Below are 21,388 nucleotides of genomic sequence, written 5' to 3' on the forward strand. Positions count from 1 at the left end.
CTGAAAACTTTGAAGCGAAAATAATGGAGCATAAATTGCGAGTAAAAAGCCGAAGAAGGGGCATAAACATCTGCTCCGCTAAAGGGGAAACTCCAATGGCTGAAAGTGTTGCTATTGAGCCATTAAACAGATTACGAAATACGTGTATCAGCAGGACAGAACAGTTCTATTAGTATCTAACAAGTAATTTTAACTCATATAATAAATGAAGATACTTGTTGCACAGTATAGGTCTACTACGTAATACATGAGTTGCACCACAATCCGTCCCGATTGTGGAACAAGTTAAAAATTTTTTCTTCAACTAACCTGCTGCTAGTTAGTTGAATAAAAAAATGCCACCCTATAGATAAGGTTGACTCAAGTATAATCAATTCAAAACCTTCACTCCGACTACAATATCGAATGCCACCCGCTCGAATTCGCCAGGCTTCACCTCAATTCGAAGTTCATGAGTTATCGGATCAACGTAACGAACACCACCTGTAATGTCGTGAGTAAATCCGTCATCCCATACGGTTAGCTTTACTGCATGATTATATTCTGTGGCGTAAGCTATCCGCAGGTCAAACTCCTCCTTCTGATAACGTTACTTGGAAGGTTCTCAGGCAACATTACCTATTTCAAATTTGGTGGTTGAGGTATTTAGAGCTTCTAATCCTGATGACAAATTAGTTGGAATTACAAATTACCGAGGAGAAGTTACCTTTAAAATTGATAGTGGTTCGTATGAGATAGTTGTTCTAGGTAACAAATACAAATATTATAAAGGTGCTTATGATCAACTTCACGAATTTGAGACAGGTTCAACAATACAAACTGAAAGTTTTGGTAATTAGAAATTAGGAAAGGTAGCCTAAAGCGTAGCTACCTTTTTTTAATTTCTAATTGACCAATCCTATACTTTTCCAATCGTATTTAATCACTCTCACTAGCAAAGGAATATATTGGTTTATCTCAAATTCAATAAAACTATTTATAATAATATCATATACAAAAACATTATATTTAAGAGGTTTGGCAAATGTATGTAAGCAAAACAGAGTATAATGCAGCGGTTGGTTGTCTCGGATTTTTTGGCATTATGATAGGGATTTTTGCCTTTATTGGGATTGGGTTTTGGGTTTTGGATGGTTTTCTGGGAATAGTAACAGAAAATTCGTTTATCAATATTATTTTATTATTTCTAACTCTATTACTTTTTGGAATTGTATTATTCGTTATAGCTGGAGTTATAATGAGTCTTGGATATTTATTATTGTTTTATGTCGCTAAGAAGTTTGAGGAAAGGGAGTCATCCAGCGAACAAAAAAACACTAGTGCTAGTGAATACTAGTGTTTCTTTTCTTATAAAATAATTGCTTAATTAACTATTTCTAGAATGTTTTGTCCTTTTCATATATCCAGTTCTAATTAGCCTATGAAAATCATCTTTTGGATGTTTCCTTATTACGGATGAAACATAGTGAATATCGATTCCAGTATATCCACTTGCATTTATAATCTTAGTTACTGCTGCAATACTGTTTGTAATTGCATAGTTTTTTATGATGAGTTTTTCTAAGGTATCAGCTTCATATGTTTCTACCAAAATAATATAATCTTCTAATCTACGATCTCTTCCCTTGCCTTCTCAACAGTAATCAACTTGGTCAAAACGAATCGCCTCCTTTACGGAAAGATTCGACTTAATTCACAATTCACCTTTTGACAATATAGTGAACTATTAAAAACGAGATAAAACTACATCGCCTATAGTCTCTTCCTCCTCTTCATCATCTTCTTTTTTAGTTCCTTGCTTGACACTGAAACTATCCTCTTTTTCCTCGTCTTTTGCTTCCAAAATATCTTTCATTATCTGATTTAATTGCTTAAAGCTATATTTATTTTGTTGTCGATAATTTACAATTACAAAAATTAAGGAAAATAGGAATGCTAGAAAAGTAAAAATAAAAAAGTTGTTATCTAAAAGTAAAGCACGATTCTCAGTAGTAATAAAAAATAAAACAAACCCAGCAATCATAGCTAGCACTGAGGCACCTAATCCATGTATTCTTGAAGTTCTATTACTAAATGAATTGTACCTTCTAACTAGATCCTTATAAGAAAGCTTTTTATCATGCGTGCCAATAGTCATTAAAGTATCAAAATACCCTTCGATTGTGTACCACAGTTCTAAGCCACTTTTATCATAAAGTTGTTGGTTTATTTCATCGATACCCTCAGTTGCTAATGTTACTGTTTTAGTTTTAATAGTCCACCATTTTAGACCGTAATAAACTTGATACAAAACATATCCCAATGGTACACCTAATGCTGCGAAAAAGGCAGCAAAACCAGCTACTACAGCTGGATTAGAAAATGAATTTAATAAGGTTACTACATCAAATTGGACTACAGTTAACTTAAATATAAATATTGTCATGAAAAATATCCAACCTGGAATACCCCACCGCATAATTTGGAACTCCGAGTTCATTTGATTTCCCCTCTTCATTATTATATTTAACTAGTACAACCCATATTTTACCACAAAAATTAAGTTATTATATTTTATTTTTATAGGCCTGACGCTTATTAACACATCCGGTAAACTAGTGCAAATGAATTGGAGGTGTTTTATATGAGTTTAATAAACTATGAGAGGAAAGCGGAAATAGTTGAGGAATCATTAAAATTTGTGGAGCTTCCATTTGCTTTAGCATTTGCGGATGTTCGTTTAACAAATGGAAAGTGAAGGTAACATTAAAAATATAACTATCGAAGAACATCTAGAGTTAGTGGAAAAATATTTTCCTACAGTTAATTTAAAAGATCCAGAACATTTTTTTACTTTCTCGTATCTAATTATTTTGAAGTAAAGTCCAAGAATCCACTTTAGACCGTTTTAATTTGAAGAATATTAAAAGGTGCATACCAGTTATTGATAGCACCTTTTATTCCACCTATTCAAGTTGCGGAAAAAAATAAAGAAGGATTTTTAATCCATCCTAATGGCTATTGATTTTTAAAATCATTATACATCAACACCGCCATCATCACCGCCACCGCCATCATCACTGCCACCGCCATCACTATCGGGATGGCTACAAGAGTGGCTACAAGAGTGACTACATCCCAGAAATTGCTTTGTATCATCATTTTCACGAAATGTCCACAGAGTTTGTGTAATCTCAAAACCAGGTTGTAAGGGTTCTTTGGGATTCTGAAGTGCGATTGTCAACATACGTTCTTGTTCATTTTCTGTTTCCAATAAACTTAACAAGCCTTTAACATTAAATAACTTATATGGTAGTAGGCTAATACCAAATAAGTTTTCCAATTGTGATTCCTTTAAAAAAGAGGCTACTTTATTAAGAAAATCTCCCTTTTCAATAACTTTCCCAATACTCTCTTTGTAATGGGCAGTATCATTGGTAATAGAAATAAATTCAAGAGGAAACAGCTGTAATTCGGATTTTGCCGTAGTTCTTGCGAATCCAATCATATAGGGAGTGACTTCGGAACTTTGGATGACTTCAGGCTTAATAGTTATCTTGTTGTTAGAATAATGCCTAACTAGTATCTCTTTATCAAAGAGATTAAAGTGTTTGTGAAGTAAACACACACCAATCTCTTGGTGCAGATTGTGTTCTTTTATTATCAATCCTAGTTCAGCAATTTTCTTTTTATTTTTCTGTAAAAGTCTCTTACTCACTTCAAACTCATGTAAATTCGCAAATACTAGCGGATTATATTGTTGAAGTTCTATATTGTTCTGTTCAAATACCATTTTTTGACCTCCATCATAAATTTCATACTACTTTTGGTAATGATACCCCAAAAAAATATTATTATTCGATTCCAAGTCATTCTGTTAGTGTTTGATAATTTTATCCCATTTTATTCCATTCGAGTTATTGAAACCGTTGTGTATATTTTCCAGAAGGTAGACCGACCCCTGGCAGCCCTCCTCCCCCCATGGGGTACCCTTCTGGGGTATTCTATAGTATTACTGTGCTATTGTTTCTAGTATCTTAGTGTTGGGATCAAGTGCCGTTTAATCGTCCATTTTAGTGCCGTTATAGCCGTCTATTGACCTTATAGGTTATCCTCTATCCCTTATTTATTCCCTTTTACTAGTGGACGTTGTAGGCGGTCCAGTCGGCTTCTTGTATCTTCTTAGTTCTATCCCCTTGTTAGTATTCTTATTGCCTTATTCCTTTTTACAAGACCTAATATGATAGTGGTATTTGCTATTGATACCCTTCATATCGTTCTTTTTTGAAAGTATTGGTGTCTATTAAACGGTCGTTTTGTGTCCATTTATATACATTGAAAAAAATCTTTAAAAAAGGACCTGACGCAGTCTATAAACCCGTCTATAATTCAAAGTATACAAATTAACCAAGATAACCATTTTATAGACAGAGGGGAAAAGAAAATGAAACTAGGCTATGCTAGGGTATCGACTTTAGAACAATCATTAGAATTGCAACATGACGCTTTAATTAGGGAAGGTGTAGAAAAGGAATACATATTTGAGGAAAAAGTAACTGGTACAAAGGCAGACCGTCCAAAGCTACAAGAATTACTTAAGTTTGCTAGAAAAGGTGATCAAATTGTAGTTTATAAATTAGACCGTCTTTCAAGGTCAACAAAGCACCTTATCGAACTATCTGAGGAACTTGATAAGCGTGGTATAGAGTTAATCAGTATTCAAGATAAAATTGATACCACAACGGCTATTGGTAAAGCTATGTTCCGTATGTTAGCCGTACTATGTGAAATGGAACGTGATATTATTTCAGAACGTACTAAAGCTGGACTTGAAGCAGCAAGGACTAGAGGCCGTAACGGTGGCAGACCAGGTGTCGATAATAACAAGCTAGAACATGCCTTTTATCTCTATGACTTAAAGAAGTATAAAATTAAACAGATTACAGATCGAACAGGAGTTTCTAAGGCTACACTATACAAGAAATTAAAAGAACGTGAGGAAATAAAAAGGTGGTAAAAAACTAACAACATTAAAAATCTATCCAATGGACATAGGAGAATCATAGAGGCATAGGACGGTTAACCACCGTCTTTTTATTTTGCCTACCCATTGATCCCGTAGCCGTTCCCATATTGTGCAGAAGTTCCACTTACAAACGTTCTAACCCTTTATATCTCTGGGTTTATCCCCTTTTTTAAATTTTATATCTGCACATTCTTACATATCAGAGGTGTGGTGGCGGACTTCAACAAATCTGTAATTATTGACCTAAATTCCTATATAAATATTATATAACCTACAAGGGAGGTCATCTTATGAGTAAAGTTTTAAATGAATTAAATCTAAGCGTTTGGCAAAAAGATGAACATACAATTGCCATAACTGTTAAGAATAAAATAACTGGTGAAAAATTTATATCGACTGTTGAATGTACTGAAAAAAGACAAGGTAAAGATATGGCTAGAACTCATGACAATTTGTTTAATCATTTAAAAGACATGCTACTACAAAACAATAAATGGAACGGTAAGTAAATAAAAAGGTAATGGCTGCCTTTAGATTTAGCAGCCATTCTTAATTAAAAAATCTATTTTACTTATAAATTATTGTTTATTATTCTCATTAACAAATTCCTATCAATAAGTCTAACCTCTACTTTATTAGCTAAAGTAATGGCTTGATTAGTGAAATGAGATGTAGTGATTACCCAACTTTCATTACAATCATAAAATATTTTCCCCGTATTAACTTCCTGAATTGCGGAATTTCCTACACGGCTATTTTGATTATTTCTTTTAGCTTGTATGGCTATTTTTCTATTGTCTTTATATAGAATTAAATCAACTCCCTGATCCCCTGAATGTGGAGTTAAATTCACCCTGAAACCCTGATTTTCAAAGACTTTTTTTAAGTACCGTTCAAATTCTTCTCCACTCATTAAATCTATGTTTTTCATATTGTTAATTCTAACATCGTTAACTCTATTTATATTGGATTTAGATGAGAACGTAATAGCTTGTCTAATTGTATATTGATTAAAATGTTTTCCCCTATACTCCACCTTTAATCGTCTTTGAAGGTCTAATACATCTCTTTGAGATGGTATAAATGTACCCATGTTCTCAACATATATAGTCTCAAGATAATTTCTAATAACACTTGATTTTGCTATACGATTAGCAACTACAATTTGACTAACTGCATATACCATTAGAACTAACAAAAATAAAAGCAATAAATAAATCTCTGAATCAGTCACTTTATTTCCCCCATAATTTGTATGTATAGTTTCATTTTACATAATTTTCTTCTGAACAGTTATAAAAAACGGCAATCCAAAAAATGAACCACCGGGGATAAATCTTATCTCTTTATTCCTTATATTACTTTAATTACTTATGATAGATAATCTTTTATTAGATATTTAATCTTTTGATAGATAATCTGTTCGATAGAACAGTATATTAAATCTGTATTATTAAATCTGTATAATTTAAATATGTATAACGTCCGTTTATCCAACTATTGAAAACCAGATTATTAGACTTGTTCAAATTGGATTTTCCTTTCACTATTTCAGTGATTATTAAAATTGTGATTATTAACCTTAATAAACTCTATTATTTCCATTTGGTTAATCACACAAGGGTGTGTTTATTCATTATCATTATTCTTGTTCTTTCTTTATCTGTTGTAGCCATTCTCTCAATCGTTGTTTATCTCCTTCCCCCTTAATATTTTTATCAATTATTTTCTGTTTTAGTTTTTCAGCTTTTTCTGGTAAAAGATTTTCTAATACATCTTGATTAAAAGGTTTATAGGCAATATAAATATTGTTCCTATTGTACCCCTTACCTATCTTAATCAAGCCTAGATTCGCCAATTTTTTTAGTGATTTACTAATTGTATCCCTAGCTAAACTTGTCATTATTTCTAATTGGTCAAATGTAGGAAAGGCATAACCATACTTTGGATCAGTATTATGTTGGTCAATTAACACAATGTAAATCAAAAAGTCAGTAGCAGAAATTAACTCATATCTAATATAAGCAAAAATATTAGCCGAAACAGACACAAAAGGCTTTTCTATATTTTCCTTCCAAACAATACCGCTGCTTTTTAACTTTGTCATTATGACACCCCTTATTAAAGTCTGTACACTTAGAATTTGCAACCGAAATGTAATTATACATAGGTTTATAAATAAATATCTTTTGATAGTTGATATTTGATAGTTAAGTAACATTAAGTTAAAGTGACTGAAATTAAGTTAAGGTAAGTTAATTTACAAAACAAAAAATGCCAGGCTATAATTACCTGACATTTAATACATAAAATTATTTTAATAATTTACTTCAATTTATATCTATCTTCTTCCAAAAATACTTTTAAGTGGTGAAAATGAATTATGTTGTCTTTTAACGTCTGAATCAGTCATTTGAATATACTTCCGTACCATACTCATATCTGAATGACCTAATCTTTTGTAAAGAGAATGGATCACCGCCATTCATAATATAAAACAATGCACCAGTATGTCTAAATGTATGTGGTGATACTCTTTTATTAGAGATTCCAGCCATTTCCCCTAACTCGGTCAATCTTCTTCTCCATGTATTACTAAGTATGTCTCTGCCATCATACGTTACAAACAGAAATTCACTATCGAAATCCTCAGATTCCTTCATGTATTCTTCCAGCAGCTTGATTGTTTTGGTTGAAATAGGTACACTTCTAGTCCTTTTGGTCTTTGTTTCATGTGGTTCCAGTTTGATATAACCACTCTTTAAATCAACATTACTTCTCTTCATATTGAGTAATTCAGAAATTCTCACCATAGTATCTAATAATACATAGATCATTACCTTATCTCGAAACCCAACAAAACGTGAATCATCAATTTGGTTTAATAATGCTTTTACTTCTGCTGGTGTAAATGATTCAATTGTATCTTCGGGTGTTTTAATTGGTTTAAATTTTTCGTGAATTGGTACTTCAAGCCAACCTTCTTGATAGCAGTATCGTAAAAAAGCACGGTTTGTTCTAATACGGACATTAACTGTAGTTGGTTGAAGACCTTGGTCATTCAGCATATAGCCAATATATTCCCTAAACAATTCCACTGTAACCTCTTCATTTGGAACATCTCCACCTAAATAATCATTTAGATAGTGAAAATGTTCATAGTAACCTTGAATGGTTGGTTTCGCTAAACCTTCAGTTTGTTTATAACTCATGAATCTTTCAAACATTTCAAATAAGGTCATCTTTTTTTCGGTGTTTTTAAGACGGTTAATATTTTGAGTACTTCTTGTACCTTTACGTTGAGTTTTTCTAACAACAGTTTGCATAAAAAAATCCACCCTTTATACAGAAATTGGTGGAATTGACACACTAGTACACACTAAATCAGTCTCACTAGTACTATGTAATTTTCAGATAAAATACTGGTGACTTTTTATTATCAAATCACGGTTCAAATCACTGTTTAAAAACTGTTCAAACCGTTGATAACACTGAAAAAGTTGGCGGGACTGCGTGGGAATCGAACCCACCAGACCTGGCACACAGGTCTCAAGCAGTTTTGAAGACTGTGGAGTACGCCAATACCTCATTCAAAATACAATGATTTTAAGTTAGTTTTAATACAATTTGTGTCATTTTATAAACATTAATATACAAATCATTTATTTCACTCTATTATAAAAATAAATATTTTAGGAGGTGAATTACATCGGAAATTATATATGAAGTAGTTAAAATTAAACAAACAGTACGAGAAATTCAAGAAGAACTGAAAGAAAGAATTTATGCTCCTTTTCAAATTAATAAGGTGGCTCATTTTTTTGTTGGTGATGATGATAGAGAAGTTTTTCTGGTAATTTGTTTAAATACAGCTAATAATATAGTAGCTGTTCACCGCTGCCATATAGGTTCATTAAATTCCACTATAATGTCCCCAAGAGATGTGTTTAAAGCTGCTATCCTAAATAATGCAAGTGCTATTATTGTAGCTCATAATCACCCCTCTACACATCTTTATCCTTCCGAGGAGGACTTTTCTGTAACAAAGACATTATTGAAGGCTGGAAAAATTTTAGAAATCCCTTTATTGGATCACTTTATCATAAATTCAAACGGTGACTATTTGAGCTTCAAAGAAGAAGGCTTTTTATTAAAAGATCGTGTAATCCGTAAAAATGTCAGACACACAACTAATATTAATCCCGTTTTTAAAAAGAGTCAAAATTAATTTGTTGTAAATTTCAATCTCTAGAATGAGTATAATTTATTTGATTCACAAAACCTGAACCCCAATCTGGTAAGTTATCTTTTATAAATAAAGCGCCGTCAAAAACACTCACAAACGTTGAATTAACAACATTCGTGAGTGTTTTCCATTTCTTAATATTATCAAATTCACCTAAGGGACCGGTTAATAGAATAAAGTGCATACAATGTAAACTTCCTTATAATAACAACTTATTTTCCTTACCTCTGTTCACTACTCTCACCACATCTACACTAATATCATGATTATAAGGTAAATCCCCCACACACAAAATCCCCTGAACAGTTGTAGGACTGTCTAGTAAGTACTCGCCCTTATGATTCTTGACAAAATGAATATACTCTAGCAGCTCTTCCAAACCAGTTACGGCATAATCAATCTTGGATGTATTCTTTACTTCACCGATAAAGAGTTTGACCAATTCATTCGTCGTTTTTTGATAGACCTCTACAATAATATCCGGTCTACCTTGCCACAGATGTCTTTCTTTACGTTTCCCAAAAATTGATTCTGCCAATTCTCTAGAGGAAGTGAGAGACCGAAATTTTTGTCTTAGATACAAATTATTACTGTTTTCTATTTCATTCAATGAAACTAAGAAATGGATACCTGCTGAACCAGTGGAATCATGAAAAATATTAAAGACATGGGAATTTGATTCCCAAGTGGCTACCATGTTTTGCGAACCGTCTAATAAATGCAGCTGACTCTTTTCCGAGTTTTGTTTAATCATTTGTACAACCCAATATAATTCAAACAACACATCCACTTTTTCATGAACAATAAAGGTTTCGCGTAATAATATCTTGAGATCATTTTCACTATAATCTCCATTTATAAGCCTACGATAAGATAACAATAACTTTGCAGCATTCCGATAAATTTTATTTCGATGGTTTAAGGTTTTCTGAATCGTACGGTCGGAAACCTGACAATCCTCTACACGCTGCAAATATATGTTCTTTTTAAATGCATACAAGACATTCCCTTTCACATCTTGCCACTGTGAAAACCATTTCGCATGCTCAAATCCTTTTATATAGGCATCATTAAATAAAATTGTATACAAGATTCCAAGTAACTTCTTAAGAACTAAATTTTCGGGTGTACTATAGGAACGAATGCTTTCATTTGTTGAGAAAATCGTTCTATCCCTATAATTTCGACTTAGTCTCTCCTTCGTGGTCTGCCCCCAATCGATTTGGCCTCGTACTTCACCGATATGAGTATCGGTTCGAATCACAGTCGTCGTCTTAAACCTCTTTAATAGTAGAGGCAGCTCCCTAACAAATACAATGGTTTTTTCCTTTAATAAAAATCGAATGGTTAATAGCTGTTCTAAATTTGATATATTTAGATTTACCTTGGAAAGAAAGGAATTTATTTTGACCTTTCCCGCTTTTAAATACCCATGTAGAAAACCGGAAATTTCTTCTAGTAATTCCTCTTCTTTTACACTCATTCAAAGCCACCTGCATCGAAGAAATCTACTACAAAATCCTCTAATAATGGTTGATCGATCATCATATCTGTTTCCTCTACCAACTGAGCAATGAATTCTTTAATCCGGTGAAGAGGCAGCCCTTCAAATTGTGGCAGCACATATAAAATCATTGCAGATGTAAAATCGTCATTATCTTTGGTATGCTTGGCAATATCTTCTATAATGGCTGGCCCTATTTTTCGATAGGCATTGATTCGTTTCCATATCGCCGTTATGTTTCAACATGTGGGTACGTATCCATCTTCCATACATCTAAATATTGTTGAATTACTTCATTATTAATGTTTTTTGGAATTCCAACAGGGATAAAGGCAAAGCTCATCTCATACAATGAAGCCTTATCAATGGTATTCATTGTTGCGATAATGCGCCAATATTTTGGAATGAAATAAGTAAAATCATTGGTTTCTACGGAAGTAACCTTTCCTTGTGGTTTGATAACAATCTGGTTCCCACTTTTAGATTCATATGGTAGTGTTATTTCATCACCTGTTAAAACAGAAAATAGAGGGCCAAATGCCTTATCGATATCAGCACGATTGATTTCATCTATGATTAGCCAATCATTTTTTGGAGCGTTTGTTTCCTTGTCATGAACACATTTGAGAAAAATTCCGTCATCAAAGAATAGATTCCCATTCTTATCCGGACGATACCCTCCATTTGTTTCATAGCTTGACCAGTTGGACGCAGCTGTTACCATTGTGGAATTTACACGATACATCTCACAAATCTTACTAGCTAATTTTGATTTACCGGTTCCAGGGGGACCTGTTAAGATAATGTGCTTTCCATTACGAATAGCTGTTTTCACTTGGTCCAATAAAATATCGATATGATTAAATACCAAACCTTCTGTGAGAGACTCTAAATTAAAATCAATGGACGGGATTTTATCTAATGGTCTTCCTCTTCATACTCCCAAGCTGCGATTAGATTGTACTGCTCCTTCGTTAATTCAAATAGCGTTCCTCGAGCGCCTTGGCGTACAAAAGGACCCTCTTTAAGTACATCATTGTTAACGATTTCTGACCAAGTAATTGGATGAATATCTTCTTTATATTTAATTGTGATTACATCCGTTTCCTCTCCGGGCACCTCTTCGGAATTTTTATGTAATCCCATTACAGCTTCCCCTAGCGGAATTATTTGTCTGGTTGGGGTGGATTCATAAAAGACAATTAGGTCTCCTTTTTTTATTTTTTCAAACGCCTTAGGAGATTGTCTTCGGTTACCATTATCATTATAGGCAGTGAAATGAACGACGCTGCCATCCTTTATTTCTTCTACCTTCCATGTTGCAGGGTCAGAAACAATGATGAAATAATTTAGATTCTTCGTATCTTTTGTCTTTGTCTCTCTCCACACTTCCTGTACAGGCGACCGGTAAAAATCTATTCGTTGATTTGGATACTTCTCAGCCAATTTCTCGCGAATCACATATAATTTGTCATCATTATCGTTAATCGAAGGATCCGTAATTAAATCGGAATATGCATTTATAATATGTTTCTTATGTCCCCAACTAACGATTCTCTCATAATACTGCGGTAGCATTAAATGGAGGAAAGCATGGATAATCTGAACCTTTTACCAACTTGGTTTTGACGAATATCCTCCGCTATCCGCTTTAACTCCCTTGGTCTAGACAAAAATTCATTTCGTTTTTCTACTGGCTGATTTTTAATGAATGCGCTTATTTTAAATAGAAAGTATAGTTCATAATATTTTGAACGTTAAAATAAGTACCTGCACTCCCTAACCATTCTCTTAAACTAGTAAAAATAGGTAACGATTTGTCAAACGTAATTCCCTTCCATGTGGCTATCGTTTCTAATTTATTTATTTACGTTTCATAACTCACGGAAGAAGGATATAAATAATACATAAACAACATTTCAATGACAAATTTATAAACACCTATTGATTCTATTTCTAGTTGTTTTTGTAACTTATCATCAAATGTATCCCCAGACTCATCTGGATTCTCGACAAAAATAGATTTGAACCTGTCCATGTTTTGAACAGTCCACACGGGTTCTCCATCCCATATTAGAGATTTGTTGTTAAGTAGACACTCCTTCTTCCACTTTTCAGCAGCATCATAAACTACTTTACTATCATTTTTCTTCTCACTATAAAATATTGCCATTCTTGCTCCACCTACTATCAGTTTTGTTGGACACTTTCAATTAACTATTAATGTTTGTACTCCACTGGGTTTATTCGACAACTTTCCGCATTTCCCTGCAAACAACCTTAAAAATGGTAAGATACCTAAATAAAAGAATAGATTATACAAAATGATTTTTAGTGATTTGCTTTAAACATTCTTTATTTAAAATAAAAAAATCTCCTCGACTTTGAGAAGATTTTAGTTAAAAATATTTATCTAATAATTAGTAATTTGCGATTGTGAATTAACGTTTATAATATATGTCCCGGACTCATAAATCCCTCCATAGAGTCACTGATATTTCTTTTTTATTTTATCATATATGATTTGTCACAATAACGGATTAGTAGATACTATAAACTGTAAAAAAGACCAAGCCTAAACAAAGTTTTAAAAAGTTTTAGCAATTTGTTTATGCACTAATTTCTTTCAATATAGCCTAATTAACTGTTCAAAATCAATATCAATTCCACACCTAGCCAACCTGGGTTTGCGAGATTCTAATAGAGTTCTGAGAAAAATATTATATTCCTTTTCAATACCATGGTGTAATAATCGGTGACAATTAGGACATAATGCAACAATATTGGCATGAACATCCAAACTAGCTTCAGAAAACCGCTCTTGATATTTCATTGGCACTAGATGATGTGCTTCAACATATTGACGACCATATTTCCTAGATGTGAAGGAACGATGAAAACTATCTACTTCGCATTTAAAGTCGGCTACTATTATTGCTTCAACAGCAATACTAGCATCACGGGTAAAAGAAGATTTTAAATTGTTAATATTATTTGCTAAACGGGGAGCTTTAACTTCATCATCAATTTGAATACTTTCACTTGAATGATTCCTCTCCCTAACCTGTTCATCAATTTCCTCTATATAATCAGTATCTTCTTCTGCATCCATTCGGGCTAATAAATTATTTTATGCTGAATTATTCTTACTAAATTATTTTTATTTGAATAATCGGAAATTTAATGATTCTCCAAAATCTCTATACCTTGCTGTAATGAAATATCTTTAAAGATACCTCTAAATTTGGCTTTATTAGTAACCTCATCTTTTCCCTTTATTCCAAAATAATATAATATATTTGCAGACTTTCTTCCTTTGGTAGTTCCATCTAATTTATTCAAAATTCCTTTATCTAAAGATCTCTGGTCCTTATCAAAAAACAAATGGTGATATATAATTTCTTCAACTTTTCTAGGACCAAATTGTTTAATTTCCCTATTACGACCAGCAATTTTCTTCTAATAACGGAAATTTAAAAATAATAATCTCTTCTCGAACAAGCACTAATACCAATTCCCTTTCATTTTCAAATACTATTCTTAAAAATGAGAATTTAATTTGTTTAGAATCAATGTAAATAAATAAGGATTTAGCCTTGAAACATTACTATTCATCTGATGTTTGCAAACCATCCTACCAAGTTAGCTATTCTTCTCTTTACCAGTATGCAAAAATCCTAATTAAAATCGCAGCTCACTTGGGTAGTTTTGTTATATAATCTTTCAGATTAAAATCATGAACAAAAGGAGAAATGACCTCTTCCGCATTGTTTCGATATGGATAAAATAAATAGACCTCTTGCTTGGCTCTTGTCAGACTAACGTAAAGAATCCGTTTTTCCTTATCTTGCAACGTCTTCAAATCCTCGGCAATATCCTGTTTAATATGCTGCCGCCGTTTGTATAAGGCTTCTATCTCATCGATATGCGGATATGTCTTATTATTAAAATTAACAATGAACACAAAGTCAAACTCAAGTCCTTTTGTTTCTTTTGCTTCTAATAGAAAGACTTTTGGTCCTGAATGAGATCCAGTGCCCGTATAGCTGGTCTGACGGTTGACCCTAAAACCTCGGCCTAAGTACGTATGTACATTAATGGTTTCCTGCTCTTTATTAAAGCGGTGGATGATAACAAACGTCCCGTCGGGATGCTCTGCATACCTCTGTTGAATGATTTTAATGATCTCGTCAAGCATTTTTTCAACGCTTTTGAAACCTCTAATCATCGGGGACTGACCTTGTCTTGGAAAATATTTTTCATTGTCATATTTTGAATCTTCCGCAGTCCGTTCAAATTGCAACGAATTGGCCAATTTCATAATCTGAAAAGTAGAACGGTGATTTGTTTTTAGGATTACACTGCTTCCTTGTACGTTAATTCCTAGTGATCGATATGAGAATGGGCTCGCTTTAAAGATACGCTGTCTTTCATCTCCGCTCAGTGTCATCGTTCCTTTATTTAAAAATACGAGTACCTTTAATTGCATGGGCTGCAAATCCTGCATTTCATCGACAAAGATATGGTCATATTTTGCTGTCCCGATAATTCGATGGAAATTCTCAATTAATAAAAGGGCATAATCCTCACGGTCAATCCGATTATAAAAATTCTGTTCCTGTAGTTTACGATATTCTTCATACAAACGATAAATCGTTTCCCTTTGTCTTTTCGAAATGTTTGGGAGTTTCCCCCTGCCTACCCTCTCACACTCAAGATAATCTTCCTTTGATATAAATCCATTCCCTTTCATCCAGGAAAATTCCTCAAATAAGAAATTTGTGTTTTGTGTTTTTTTTATCGTGGAAATGGGAGGGTAGTCCTTAAACTCCTCGCTATCCAATTTCAAAATAAGAAGAAACATTTTGGCCAAAATATTATCTTCCTCCCGGCTCAGCTTCTTATGGGAGGTGATAAACTTCGGTAATTTCACACCAATTGACCTCAACTGGTAATGGGCCAATTCATGAAAAGTGAAGAAATGCACGGTATGTTCCTGCTGTAGAAGTTCTTGATAATACTCCGACTCTTTGAATCGTTTCTCCGCATCCCTGACCAACTCATGATTAAATGACACAAATAAGAATCTCTTATTAAATTCCTCGGCCATTTTTTGCATCATCCGGGCCAGCAGGGTGATACTTTTACCGCTGCCCGCCACCCCTTTTATCATTAAATCGGTTGAACTATTTTTCGCTACGACAGACTGTTCGTTGCTTAGTTCTATATTTTTTAAAAACCTAGACGTTTTCTCAGCAAGATTATCTTCTTCAGTGAAACCTGTCCAGGCACGCTGAAGAAGTTGAAATGCTTGTTCTGACTTTTTATAATGCTGTTCCAGTTCCGGCTTCATCACGGTCATCAAACCCTTTCCCTTTTATATCAACTGGATAATATGCATCCTCGCAATAAGCGTTATGCGGACAGAGCTTACAAAAAACCGAAGGGGTTGCTTTTAATAAAGGAATATTGCTGTCAGCAACCGAGGTGAGCAGTTCTCTTCTCCTCGTCCTTTTCATCATATCAAACGAACGTTTCCATTGTTCACTTTCAAAAGCTCCCCGGTGACTAAGAAATTGAAAGTATGTACTACTTAACGGATATATAATATCGTCATACTCCGTTTGTCTACGCAAGCCAAATCGAAGAGTGGACTCAATCAGATAGGGTTTTAAATTATTATCCACAAGAGCACGCAGACGGATTTTGCTCATGAACGGGAAGAGGTTTAGTAATAAATCGATGATTTCTTCCTTGCCCGTCCCAATCGCACCGTATATTTTCACCAGATTGCCGATTAAGAATTGAGTATGAAAGGATGAAGAGTAGGTTGAAAACAAATCAGAAACAGTACTATAATAGAATCTCCTCGGGCATAACCGCATCTCCACGAATTCTTCTTTTGGTAAAGCCTCCAAAGCCCGTATGGTTTCCTCCATTTCTGATTCTACCAGCAAGTTGGGTTCGTATTCATACGGATTTATTTGAAGTACATTGCTCCGATTTAGTTTCAAAAGATCAATGTAGATAGATTTATCAAGATTTTCCTCATAATTGAAATTACGAATCCACGAAAAAGTGACAAGACCTTGATAACTTACCGCTAAATAAAACAAATACTTTGAAAAGGAAAGCCGGTGCTTTTCCCGGAATAAGTACATATTGGCTGCAGGATCATCCAATTTCGACAGCAGTTCCTTTGAAATCGGCCACGGCATTGGTGCAGAGGCGACAGGAAAATGGCGCTCATCCATTCCGCAAAAATGAAGCGGAGACTGATTTTTCAAATAGACCAGTCCGTCCACTTTTTCAAAGCGATGGATTTTAAAATCAATCAATGCTGGATTTTCTTCATCCATTTCAATCTCATTTTTGTCCAGGCCATTCTTCAAAAACACAACGATGCTATCCGCAAGATCGGAAATATGGTAGTCAGCCTGGTCATCAACAGGATTGGTCAACGAATCCTTCAACCGCTCCACCAGCGTATTTTCTTCCTCACTTAAACGTTCACGATGTAAATGAGCTTCTTTCAGCAATTGGTCGATTTTTTCAAAATGCTCTTTGATTGTCATTCGTTCCTGCTTCACATTCAACAGCCATCTGGCATCCTTAATTAGCTTTTTGAAATGAACGCGGATTCTTTTCAAATCTCTTAACGGGACCGAAAAGAAGGAAAATCGTAAACCTGGACTAACCCGGACAGCCTTAAAATGATCTTCTCTGGAAAGATTGTATTTTTTTAGAGAATTTGAGACGGAAAGCTTTGACAGCATGAGTTTATTCAGCCGGTCATACCACTCAAGATCAGTCCGGCAATCCACGAAATAAGGGAGAATTTTATCCAATTGATGGGTCAGTTCTCTTCCGTTCCCTTCTTCGTCCTCGAGCCAGCCCGAAGCAAAGCATTCCTTGATAATTCTTTCGGTCAAGACATATTCACCCTCATCTTCTTTCCAAATGGAGTGAAGATGTAATAAATATTGTCCTAACGGATAGGAAAGAAAGTGACGTTCCTCCACGTACGCTTCCGGATAAAAATCCCGGAGACGCGTGTTTAATTCTTCATCATTTGGCGAAAGATAAACGGTGTTGTCCTTGATATCTTTCACAAAATCAATCACATAATGATATGGGATTTCTTCCATTTCCATCTTCATTTGCCCTTTATTCTTTCCTTCAAGGAGATTGGCAAACACTTTCCCCGGTATCTCTTCATCATCCCTGGTGATGGTCCAGTTTTCACGGTCTGTCCACCCGTGCATGGTGGAGAAATTTTCCTCGAGGAAGCCAAACAGGCTTGGATTTTCCCCGTCATAAAGATTCAAGAACACTAAATGAACGCCAAGCTCCTTCCATCGGGAAAAAATAAAATGCTGTACCGGAGTAATGAAGTAAAATCCGTGTAAGATGACGACAGACTTATCCCGGTTCGGGTGCACTTCATCTAGTATCCGATTCACATTTTCGAATGATTGTAAATTGCTTTTGGAAATTCCAAGGAAAAATGAAAACTCGGGAAGCATTTCGGCCCATAAATCACAAAACAATCTTTCCTCTTCTGTTTGGCAATGTGGACGTATCATCTCGGGTGTTAAAAAAATCTCAGATAAATTCCTCATCGTGATCAGGATATTTAATTTATTTCGCTTAAACGACAGCAAAACATCAGGGTTTGCCCATGTAAAATGGCGCAGCTTGTCAGACAGGCTGGCATATTGCCGGAATCTGACCCGCGGGGTATTCCAGCCTGGATAAAATTTATCGACAATCTCCCTTGTAGCTGTAATATGGGGAAATACGTCCGACAGGGATTTAAGCCCTGCTGCCAAACTAGTTGTGGCGCATAAATGCAAAGACGAGCGATACTGCAGAACCTGCTCCATCGTATGAAAGGAATACGGATTGTTATAGGTGATGACACTGACTTTTTGATTCATAGGTTACTCTCCCCTTTCCGCTGAAAGAAGTCTTGACCATGTCCAATTATAATGATCATTCTTACGATTCCGATGGATAATCAGCTGCTGTTTTGCCCTGGTCATCGCCACATAAAGCAATCTGGTTTCCTCCTGGATTGCCTCGAGATTCTCGTGTTTATACAGTTCATCGTAGAAATCATTGCTTTTCATGCCGGCATTCTGCTTTTGAATCAACCATCCTACTTTTGTTTTTTCCTTATTGAAAATAATCTTGCTGAAAGGCGGTGTAAAGATTCTTTCTGTAAAAGGAATCAGGACGGTGTAGTATTCGAGACCTTTTGAGCGATGGACAGTGGTGATATGGACATAATCCAGCACATCCTCGACATCATGAATAACTTCCTCTTCATCCCGATTGGTGGCGATGTTTACCTGCAACCATTTTTCGATTTGAGCCAATGAAACGAATTCCTCTGAAAAAGATTGATGCATCTTTTCGAATAATTTCCCCATATTTAAGTCATACTGCTGGGCATAAAGGGATGCCTCCTGCTGCAATTGCTCATCTGTATTGTCTCCCTGCGATTCTTTCAGATCATCTAATCTCCTTGAATAAATCCACTGTGCAGGTTTTCTTTGCTCCAAGATTCTCCGAAGTACCGACAACACCGGTAGCACCTTTAATTGTTTTTGATACTTTTCAAAATCAAAGCTGGATTGACTTTTAATCACTTCCAATTTTTCTAGGGAATACCCTTTTTTAGAGATTAGTCCGTAAAGGGTGAAAGGCGCCTTTCCATAAGGTCCATAAACAAGATTTGAAACAAACCTGGCGTCATTTGGATATAAGAGTCCTAAAATAAGTGAATGAAAGTCCCTCACCGGTTTGGAACGATAAAAGCCACCTCCAACTTCTAATTTTGTTAACAAGTCTGCCTCCTTGCACCAAGCTTGTATCATCCTCGCCTCATCGATTGTCCGGGTTAAAACAGCGAATTTTTCCTTCTCGCCGGATTGCTCCTTTTTACTGTTCATTCCTTTTACCCGATTAAAAGCCTCACGAATTTCAGGCATGATAGAACGTTTCATTTGTTCTTTCTGTTCTTCTTTTTTATTGTCAATCGTGAGAGGGTCATCCAAGTCACTTTCAAACATCCCCACTAATTTATCCGAATTCTTCTCCACAGTTTGATAGGTCAGATACTTCTTTTGCCCCCACCAAGAAAAATAAGGATTCATCCTTTCCAGCAGCGTTTTTCCTGTTCGATAGTTTTTCTGCAGGTAATAATCCTGATCATTAATCCCTACATTCCGTTGTTTTAACAACTCCTTGATTTCTTCAAATGCCGTGTGATTCGCACCACGGAAGCGATAAATCGACTGTTTGATATCTCCAACAACAAAAAGTTTCGACGAAAATGCTTCCTGGATGGTGACAAATAACCGAATCTGGATATCATCACTATCCTGGAACTCATCAACAAACAGGTAAGAGATTTTTGAAGATACGTTTTTAAAGGCATCTTTGCCGTATTGCTCTTGGATATGGTCCATTTCCCTAGATAAATCACTTAAGGATAAGCTATTTTCCGTGACCTTTGCCTGGGTAAACCTTTTCTCGACATTTTTAATGACGGTCTTTAGCAATTCATTCATTTTCTCATGACCCTCTGCTGCAGGACCAAAATTGGCATTCAAAATCTCATTCGAAGTAAAGCCTTTTTGTTCAAATTTCTCCCAAAAATCATAGATGACATCGATTAGTTCATACATCTTTAATGGAGAAAGGATGGATTCAATATTTCCTTGAGCAGATTCTAACTCTGATTGAAAATAGGTATCTAATTCTTCCTCTATCCAACTTCGCTTCTCCATGGTAAAACTCCTTAGCCGAACATTTAAACCATATCCACGCAGAGAACCAATTTCCCTTAATAAACTTTTTGCGAAGGAATGAATTGTTTGAATTCGCATATTATTAAGCTTTTCAATCCATTGAATATACTCCTTTACCCCTGTCACATTGAATCGAGCGAACAGTTCCCCCCGAAGCTTCTTGTACATATTCCGGGCCGCTTCACGTGTAAACGTAATCATGGCAATTTCTGCAGGATCAAGCTTTCCTTTAATAAGTAGATATAATATTCGATCAATCATGACCGTTGTTTTCCCCGTTCCGGCACCTGCTTTGACCATGATATTTTCGTTTAAGGGAGCATGCTCAATTTTATACTGATGAAAATTGAATTGATGGTAACGTAAAGCGATTTCTTCCACCTGTTCCAAATTATCTCCATCGAACACTTCAATTTTTTTATGTATCTCTAGTTCTTCATTTACAAAAATTTGAAGGAGTTTTGCTTTTTGATATTCCTTCATCTGAAACTCTGCTGTTTCCCTCACACTTTCACTATTTGTGAACAATACGATTTTCACGCCTGTATTCATATAGGAGCATAATGTATGCACTTCATATTGTATTTCCGAAACATCAGCGAATAGTGCTAAAGAGTACTCCGGTGCAGTTCCCATGTAAAACCTCCTCAATCCCATCTGGTTGAACTCTTCCTATTTCAATATTATGTCAATTAACAATATTAAACAAACATTCAATCCCACAAACCTCTACTCTTTTTCATTTCCACCTATCTTAATAATACCAACTTAAAAACGGTTTCTGAAAATTAACAGACACCGATTATCAAACAATG

The 21,388-nt window shown here is 34.9% G+C and carries 20 protein-coding genes and 1 pseudogene; 5 read left to right on the plus strand and 16 right to left on the minus strand.

What is annotated here, in order from left to right; translation table 11 throughout:
- Positions 1-370: 370 nt before the first annotated feature.
- A pseudogene (locus tag QUG14_RS04025) lies at positions 371-571 on the minus strand (YolD-like family protein); the annotation flags it as partial.
- A 22-nt stretch (positions 572-593) separates the two neighbouring features.
- On the opposite strand from QUG14_RS04025, the gene QUG14_RS04030 reads away from it, so the two are divergent.
- Positions 594-839, plus strand: a complete 246-nt coding sequence (locus QUG14_RS04030) for a hypothetical protein (RefSeq protein ID WP_289339254.1) — start codon at positions 594-596, stop codon at positions 837-839.
- Positions 840-1,024: 185 nt separating this feature from the next.
- Entirely contained in the window at positions 1,025-1,336 is a 312-nt protein-coding gene (locus tag QUG14_RS04035) for a hypothetical protein (protein WP_289339255.1), read from the plus strand.
- A gap of 390 nt (positions 1,337-1,726) precedes the next feature.
- Here the strand turns inward: QUG14_RS04035 and QUG14_RS04040 are convergent, their stop codons facing one another.
- Positions 1,727-2,479, minus strand: coding sequence for a BA5345 family protein (locus QUG14_RS04040; protein WP_289339256.1), 753 nt, complete (start codon positions 2,477-2,479; stop codon positions 1,727-1,729).
- A 537-nt stretch (positions 2,480-3,016) separates the two neighbouring features.
- Complete coding sequence (locus QUG14_RS04045) at positions 3,017-3,772, minus strand: hypothetical protein (RefSeq protein ID WP_289339257.1); 756 nt, start codon at positions 3,770-3,772, stop codon at positions 3,017-3,019.
- Between the two features lie 651 nt (positions 3,773-4,423).
- On the opposite strand from QUG14_RS04045, the gene QUG14_RS04050 reads away from it, so the two are divergent.
- Both QUG14_RS04050 and QUG14_RS04055 read left to right on the plus strand, forming a co-directional pair.
- The gene (locus tag QUG14_RS04050) at positions 4,424-4,996 is read left to right on the plus strand and encodes a recombinase family protein (RefSeq protein WP_289339258.1); all 573 of its coding nucleotides are present in this window, start codon (positions 4,424-4,426) and stop codon (positions 4,994-4,996) included.
- 299 nt (positions 4,997-5,295) lie between these two features.
- Positions 5,296-5,514, plus strand: coding sequence for a hypothetical protein (locus QUG14_RS04055; protein ID WP_289339259.1), 219 nt, complete (start codon positions 5,296-5,298; stop codon positions 5,512-5,514).
- A gap of 62 nt (positions 5,515-5,576) precedes the next feature.
- Here QUG14_RS04055 and QUG14_RS04060 read toward each other — a convergent pair whose 3' ends face one another.
- The 3 genes from QUG14_RS04060 to QUG14_RS04070 form a co-directional block, all read right to left on the minus strand.
- Positions 5,577-6,239, minus strand: coding sequence for a restriction endonuclease (locus QUG14_RS04060; RefSeq protein ID WP_289339260.1), 663 nt, complete (start codon positions 6,237-6,239; stop codon positions 5,577-5,579).
- A 408-nt stretch (positions 6,240-6,647) separates the two neighbouring features.
- On the minus strand, positions 6,648-7,112 hold the full coding sequence (locus tag QUG14_RS04065; protein WP_289339261.1) for a helix-turn-helix domain-containing protein: 465 nt from the start codon (positions 7,110-7,112) through the stop codon (positions 6,648-6,650).
- 298 nt (positions 7,113-7,410) lie between these two features.
- Positions 7,411-8,331 (minus strand): tyrosine-type recombinase/integrase, encoded by a 921-nt coding sequence (locus QUG14_RS04070; protein WP_289339262.1) that lies wholly within the window; start codon positions 8,329-8,331, stop codon positions 7,411-7,413.
- 482 nt (positions 8,332-8,813) lie between these two features.
- Here QUG14_RS04070 and QUG14_RS04075 point away from each other — a divergent pair, with 482 nt between their 5' ends.
- Complete coding sequence (locus QUG14_RS04075; RefSeq protein ID WP_353961060.1) at positions 8,814-9,233, plus strand: JAB domain-containing protein; 420 nt, start codon at positions 8,814-8,816, stop codon at positions 9,231-9,233.
- A 217-nt stretch (positions 9,234-9,450) separates the two neighbouring features.
- On the opposite strand, the gene QUG14_RS04080 is transcribed toward QUG14_RS04075, so the two are convergent.
- The 10 genes from QUG14_RS04080 to QUG14_RS04125 form a co-directional block, all read right to left on the minus strand.
- A complete protein-coding gene (locus QUG14_RS04080; RefSeq protein ID WP_289339263.1) occupies positions 9,451-10,734 on the minus strand; it encodes a hypothetical protein in 1,284 nt (427 codons plus the stop codon).
- Positions 10,731-10,886: a hypothetical protein gene (locus QUG14_RS04085; RefSeq protein ID WP_289339264.1), complete on the minus strand. Its 156-nt coding sequence runs from the start codon at positions 10,884-10,886 to the stop codon at positions 10,731-10,733. The genes QUG14_RS04080 and QUG14_RS04085 overlap by 4 nt, the downstream gene beginning before the upstream one ends.
- A gap of 101 nt (positions 10,887-10,987) precedes the next feature.
- Positions 10,988-11,626, minus strand: a complete 639-nt coding sequence (locus QUG14_RS04090; protein WP_289339265.1) for an AAA family ATPase — start codon at positions 11,624-11,626, stop codon at positions 10,988-10,990.
- Positions 11,627-11,673: 47 nt separating this feature from the next.
- Positions 11,674-12,216, minus strand: a complete 543-nt coding sequence (locus tag QUG14_RS04095; RefSeq protein WP_289339266.1) for an EVE domain-containing protein — start codon at positions 12,214-12,216, stop codon at positions 11,674-11,676.
- A gap of 406 nt (positions 12,217-12,622) precedes the next feature.
- Complete coding sequence (locus QUG14_RS04100) at positions 12,623-12,928, minus strand: hypothetical protein (RefSeq protein ID WP_289339267.1); 306 nt, start codon at positions 12,926-12,928, stop codon at positions 12,623-12,625.
- A 453-nt stretch (positions 12,929-13,381) separates the two neighbouring features.
- Positions 13,382-13,867 carry an HNH endonuclease gene (locus tag QUG14_RS04105; protein ID WP_289339268.1) on the minus strand — a complete coding sequence of 162 codons (486 nt, stop codon included), beginning with the start codon at positions 13,865-13,867 and terminating at the stop codon, positions 13,382-13,384.
- Positions 13,868-13,935: 68 nt separating this feature from the next.
- Positions 13,936-14,097: a hypothetical protein gene (locus tag QUG14_RS04110; RefSeq protein ID WP_289339269.1), complete on the minus strand. Its 162-nt coding sequence runs from the start codon at positions 14,095-14,097 to the stop codon at positions 13,936-13,938.
- Positions 14,098-14,449: 352 nt separating this feature from the next.
- A complete protein-coding gene (locus tag QUG14_RS04115; RefSeq protein WP_289339270.1) occupies positions 14,450-16,117 on the minus strand; it encodes a UvrD-helicase domain-containing protein in 1,668 nt (555 codons plus the stop codon).
- Positions 16,080-18,695 (minus strand): hypothetical protein, encoded by a 2,616-nt coding sequence (locus QUG14_RS04120; protein WP_289339271.1) that lies wholly within the window; start codon positions 18,693-18,695, stop codon positions 16,080-16,082. Before QUG14_RS04120 ends, QUG14_RS04115 begins: the two co-directional genes overlap by 38 nt.
- 3 nt (positions 18,696-18,698) lie before the next feature.
- Entirely contained in the window at positions 18,699-21,209 is a 2,511-nt protein-coding gene (locus QUG14_RS04125; RefSeq protein ID WP_289339272.1) for a UvrD-helicase domain-containing protein, read from the minus strand.
- Positions 21,210-21,388 lie beyond the last annotated feature (179 nt).

Origin of the sequence: Neobacillus sp. CF12 (assembly GCF_030348765.1) — a bacterium.
In the GTDB taxonomy this organism is placed as follows: Bacteria; Bacillota; Bacilli; order Bacillales; family Cytobacillaceae; genus Neobacillus.

Excerpts from the sequence above, each read along its gene's own strand:
- QUG14_RS04035 (WP_289339255.1), top strand. The coding sequence starts at position 1,025 with ATGTATGTAAGCAAAACAGAGTATAATGCAGCGGTTGGTTGTCTCGGA.
- QUG14_RS04040 (WP_289339256.1), bottom strand. The coding sequence starts at position 2,479 with ATGAACTCGGAGTTCCAAATTATGCGGTGGGGTATTCCAGGTTGGATA.
- QUG14_RS04045 (WP_289339257.1), bottom strand. The coding sequence starts at position 3,772 with ATGGTATTTGAACAGAACAATATAGAACTTCAACAATATAATCCGCTA.
- QUG14_RS04050 (WP_289339258.1), top strand. The coding sequence starts at position 4,424 with ATGAAACTAGGCTATGCTAGGGTATCGACTTTAGAACAATCATTAGAA.
- QUG14_RS04055 (WP_289339259.1), top strand. The coding sequence starts at position 5,296 with ATGAGTAAAGTTTTAAATGAATTAAATCTAAGCGTTTGGCAAAAAGAT.
- QUG14_RS04065 (WP_289339261.1), bottom strand. The coding sequence starts at position 7,112 with ATGACAAAGTTAAAAAGCAGCGGTATTGTTTGGAAGGAAAATATAGAA.
- QUG14_RS04070 (WP_289339262.1), bottom strand. The coding sequence starts at position 8,331 with ATGCAAACTGTTGTTAGAAAAACTCAACGTAAAGGTACAAGAAGTACT.
- QUG14_RS04080 (WP_289339263.1), bottom strand. The coding sequence starts at position 10,734 with ATGAGTGTAAAAGAAGAGGAATTACTAGAAGAAATTTCCGGTTTTCTA.
- QUG14_RS04085 (WP_289339264.1), bottom strand. The coding sequence starts at position 10,886 with ATGATTTTATATGTGCTGCCACAATTTGAAGGGCTGCCTCTTCACCGG.
- QUG14_RS04100 (WP_289339267.1), bottom strand. The coding sequence starts at position 12,928 with ATGGCAATATTTTATAGTGAGAAGAAAAATGATAGTAAAGTAGTTTAT.
- QUG14_RS04105 (WP_289339268.1), bottom strand. The coding sequence starts at position 13,867 with ATGGATGCAGAAGAAGATACTGATTATATAGAGGAAATTGATGAACAG.
- QUG14_RS04115 (WP_289339270.1), bottom strand. The coding sequence starts at position 16,117 with ATGACCGTGATGAAGCCGGAACTGGAACAGCATTATAAAAAGTCAGAA.
- QUG14_RS04120 (WP_289339271.1), bottom strand. The coding sequence starts at position 18,695 with ATGAATCAAAAAGTCAGTGTCATCACCTATAACAATCCGTATTCCTTT.
- QUG14_RS04125 (WP_289339272.1), bottom strand. The coding sequence starts at position 21,209 with ATGGGAACTGCACCGGAGTACTCTTTAGCACTATTCGCTGATGTTTCG.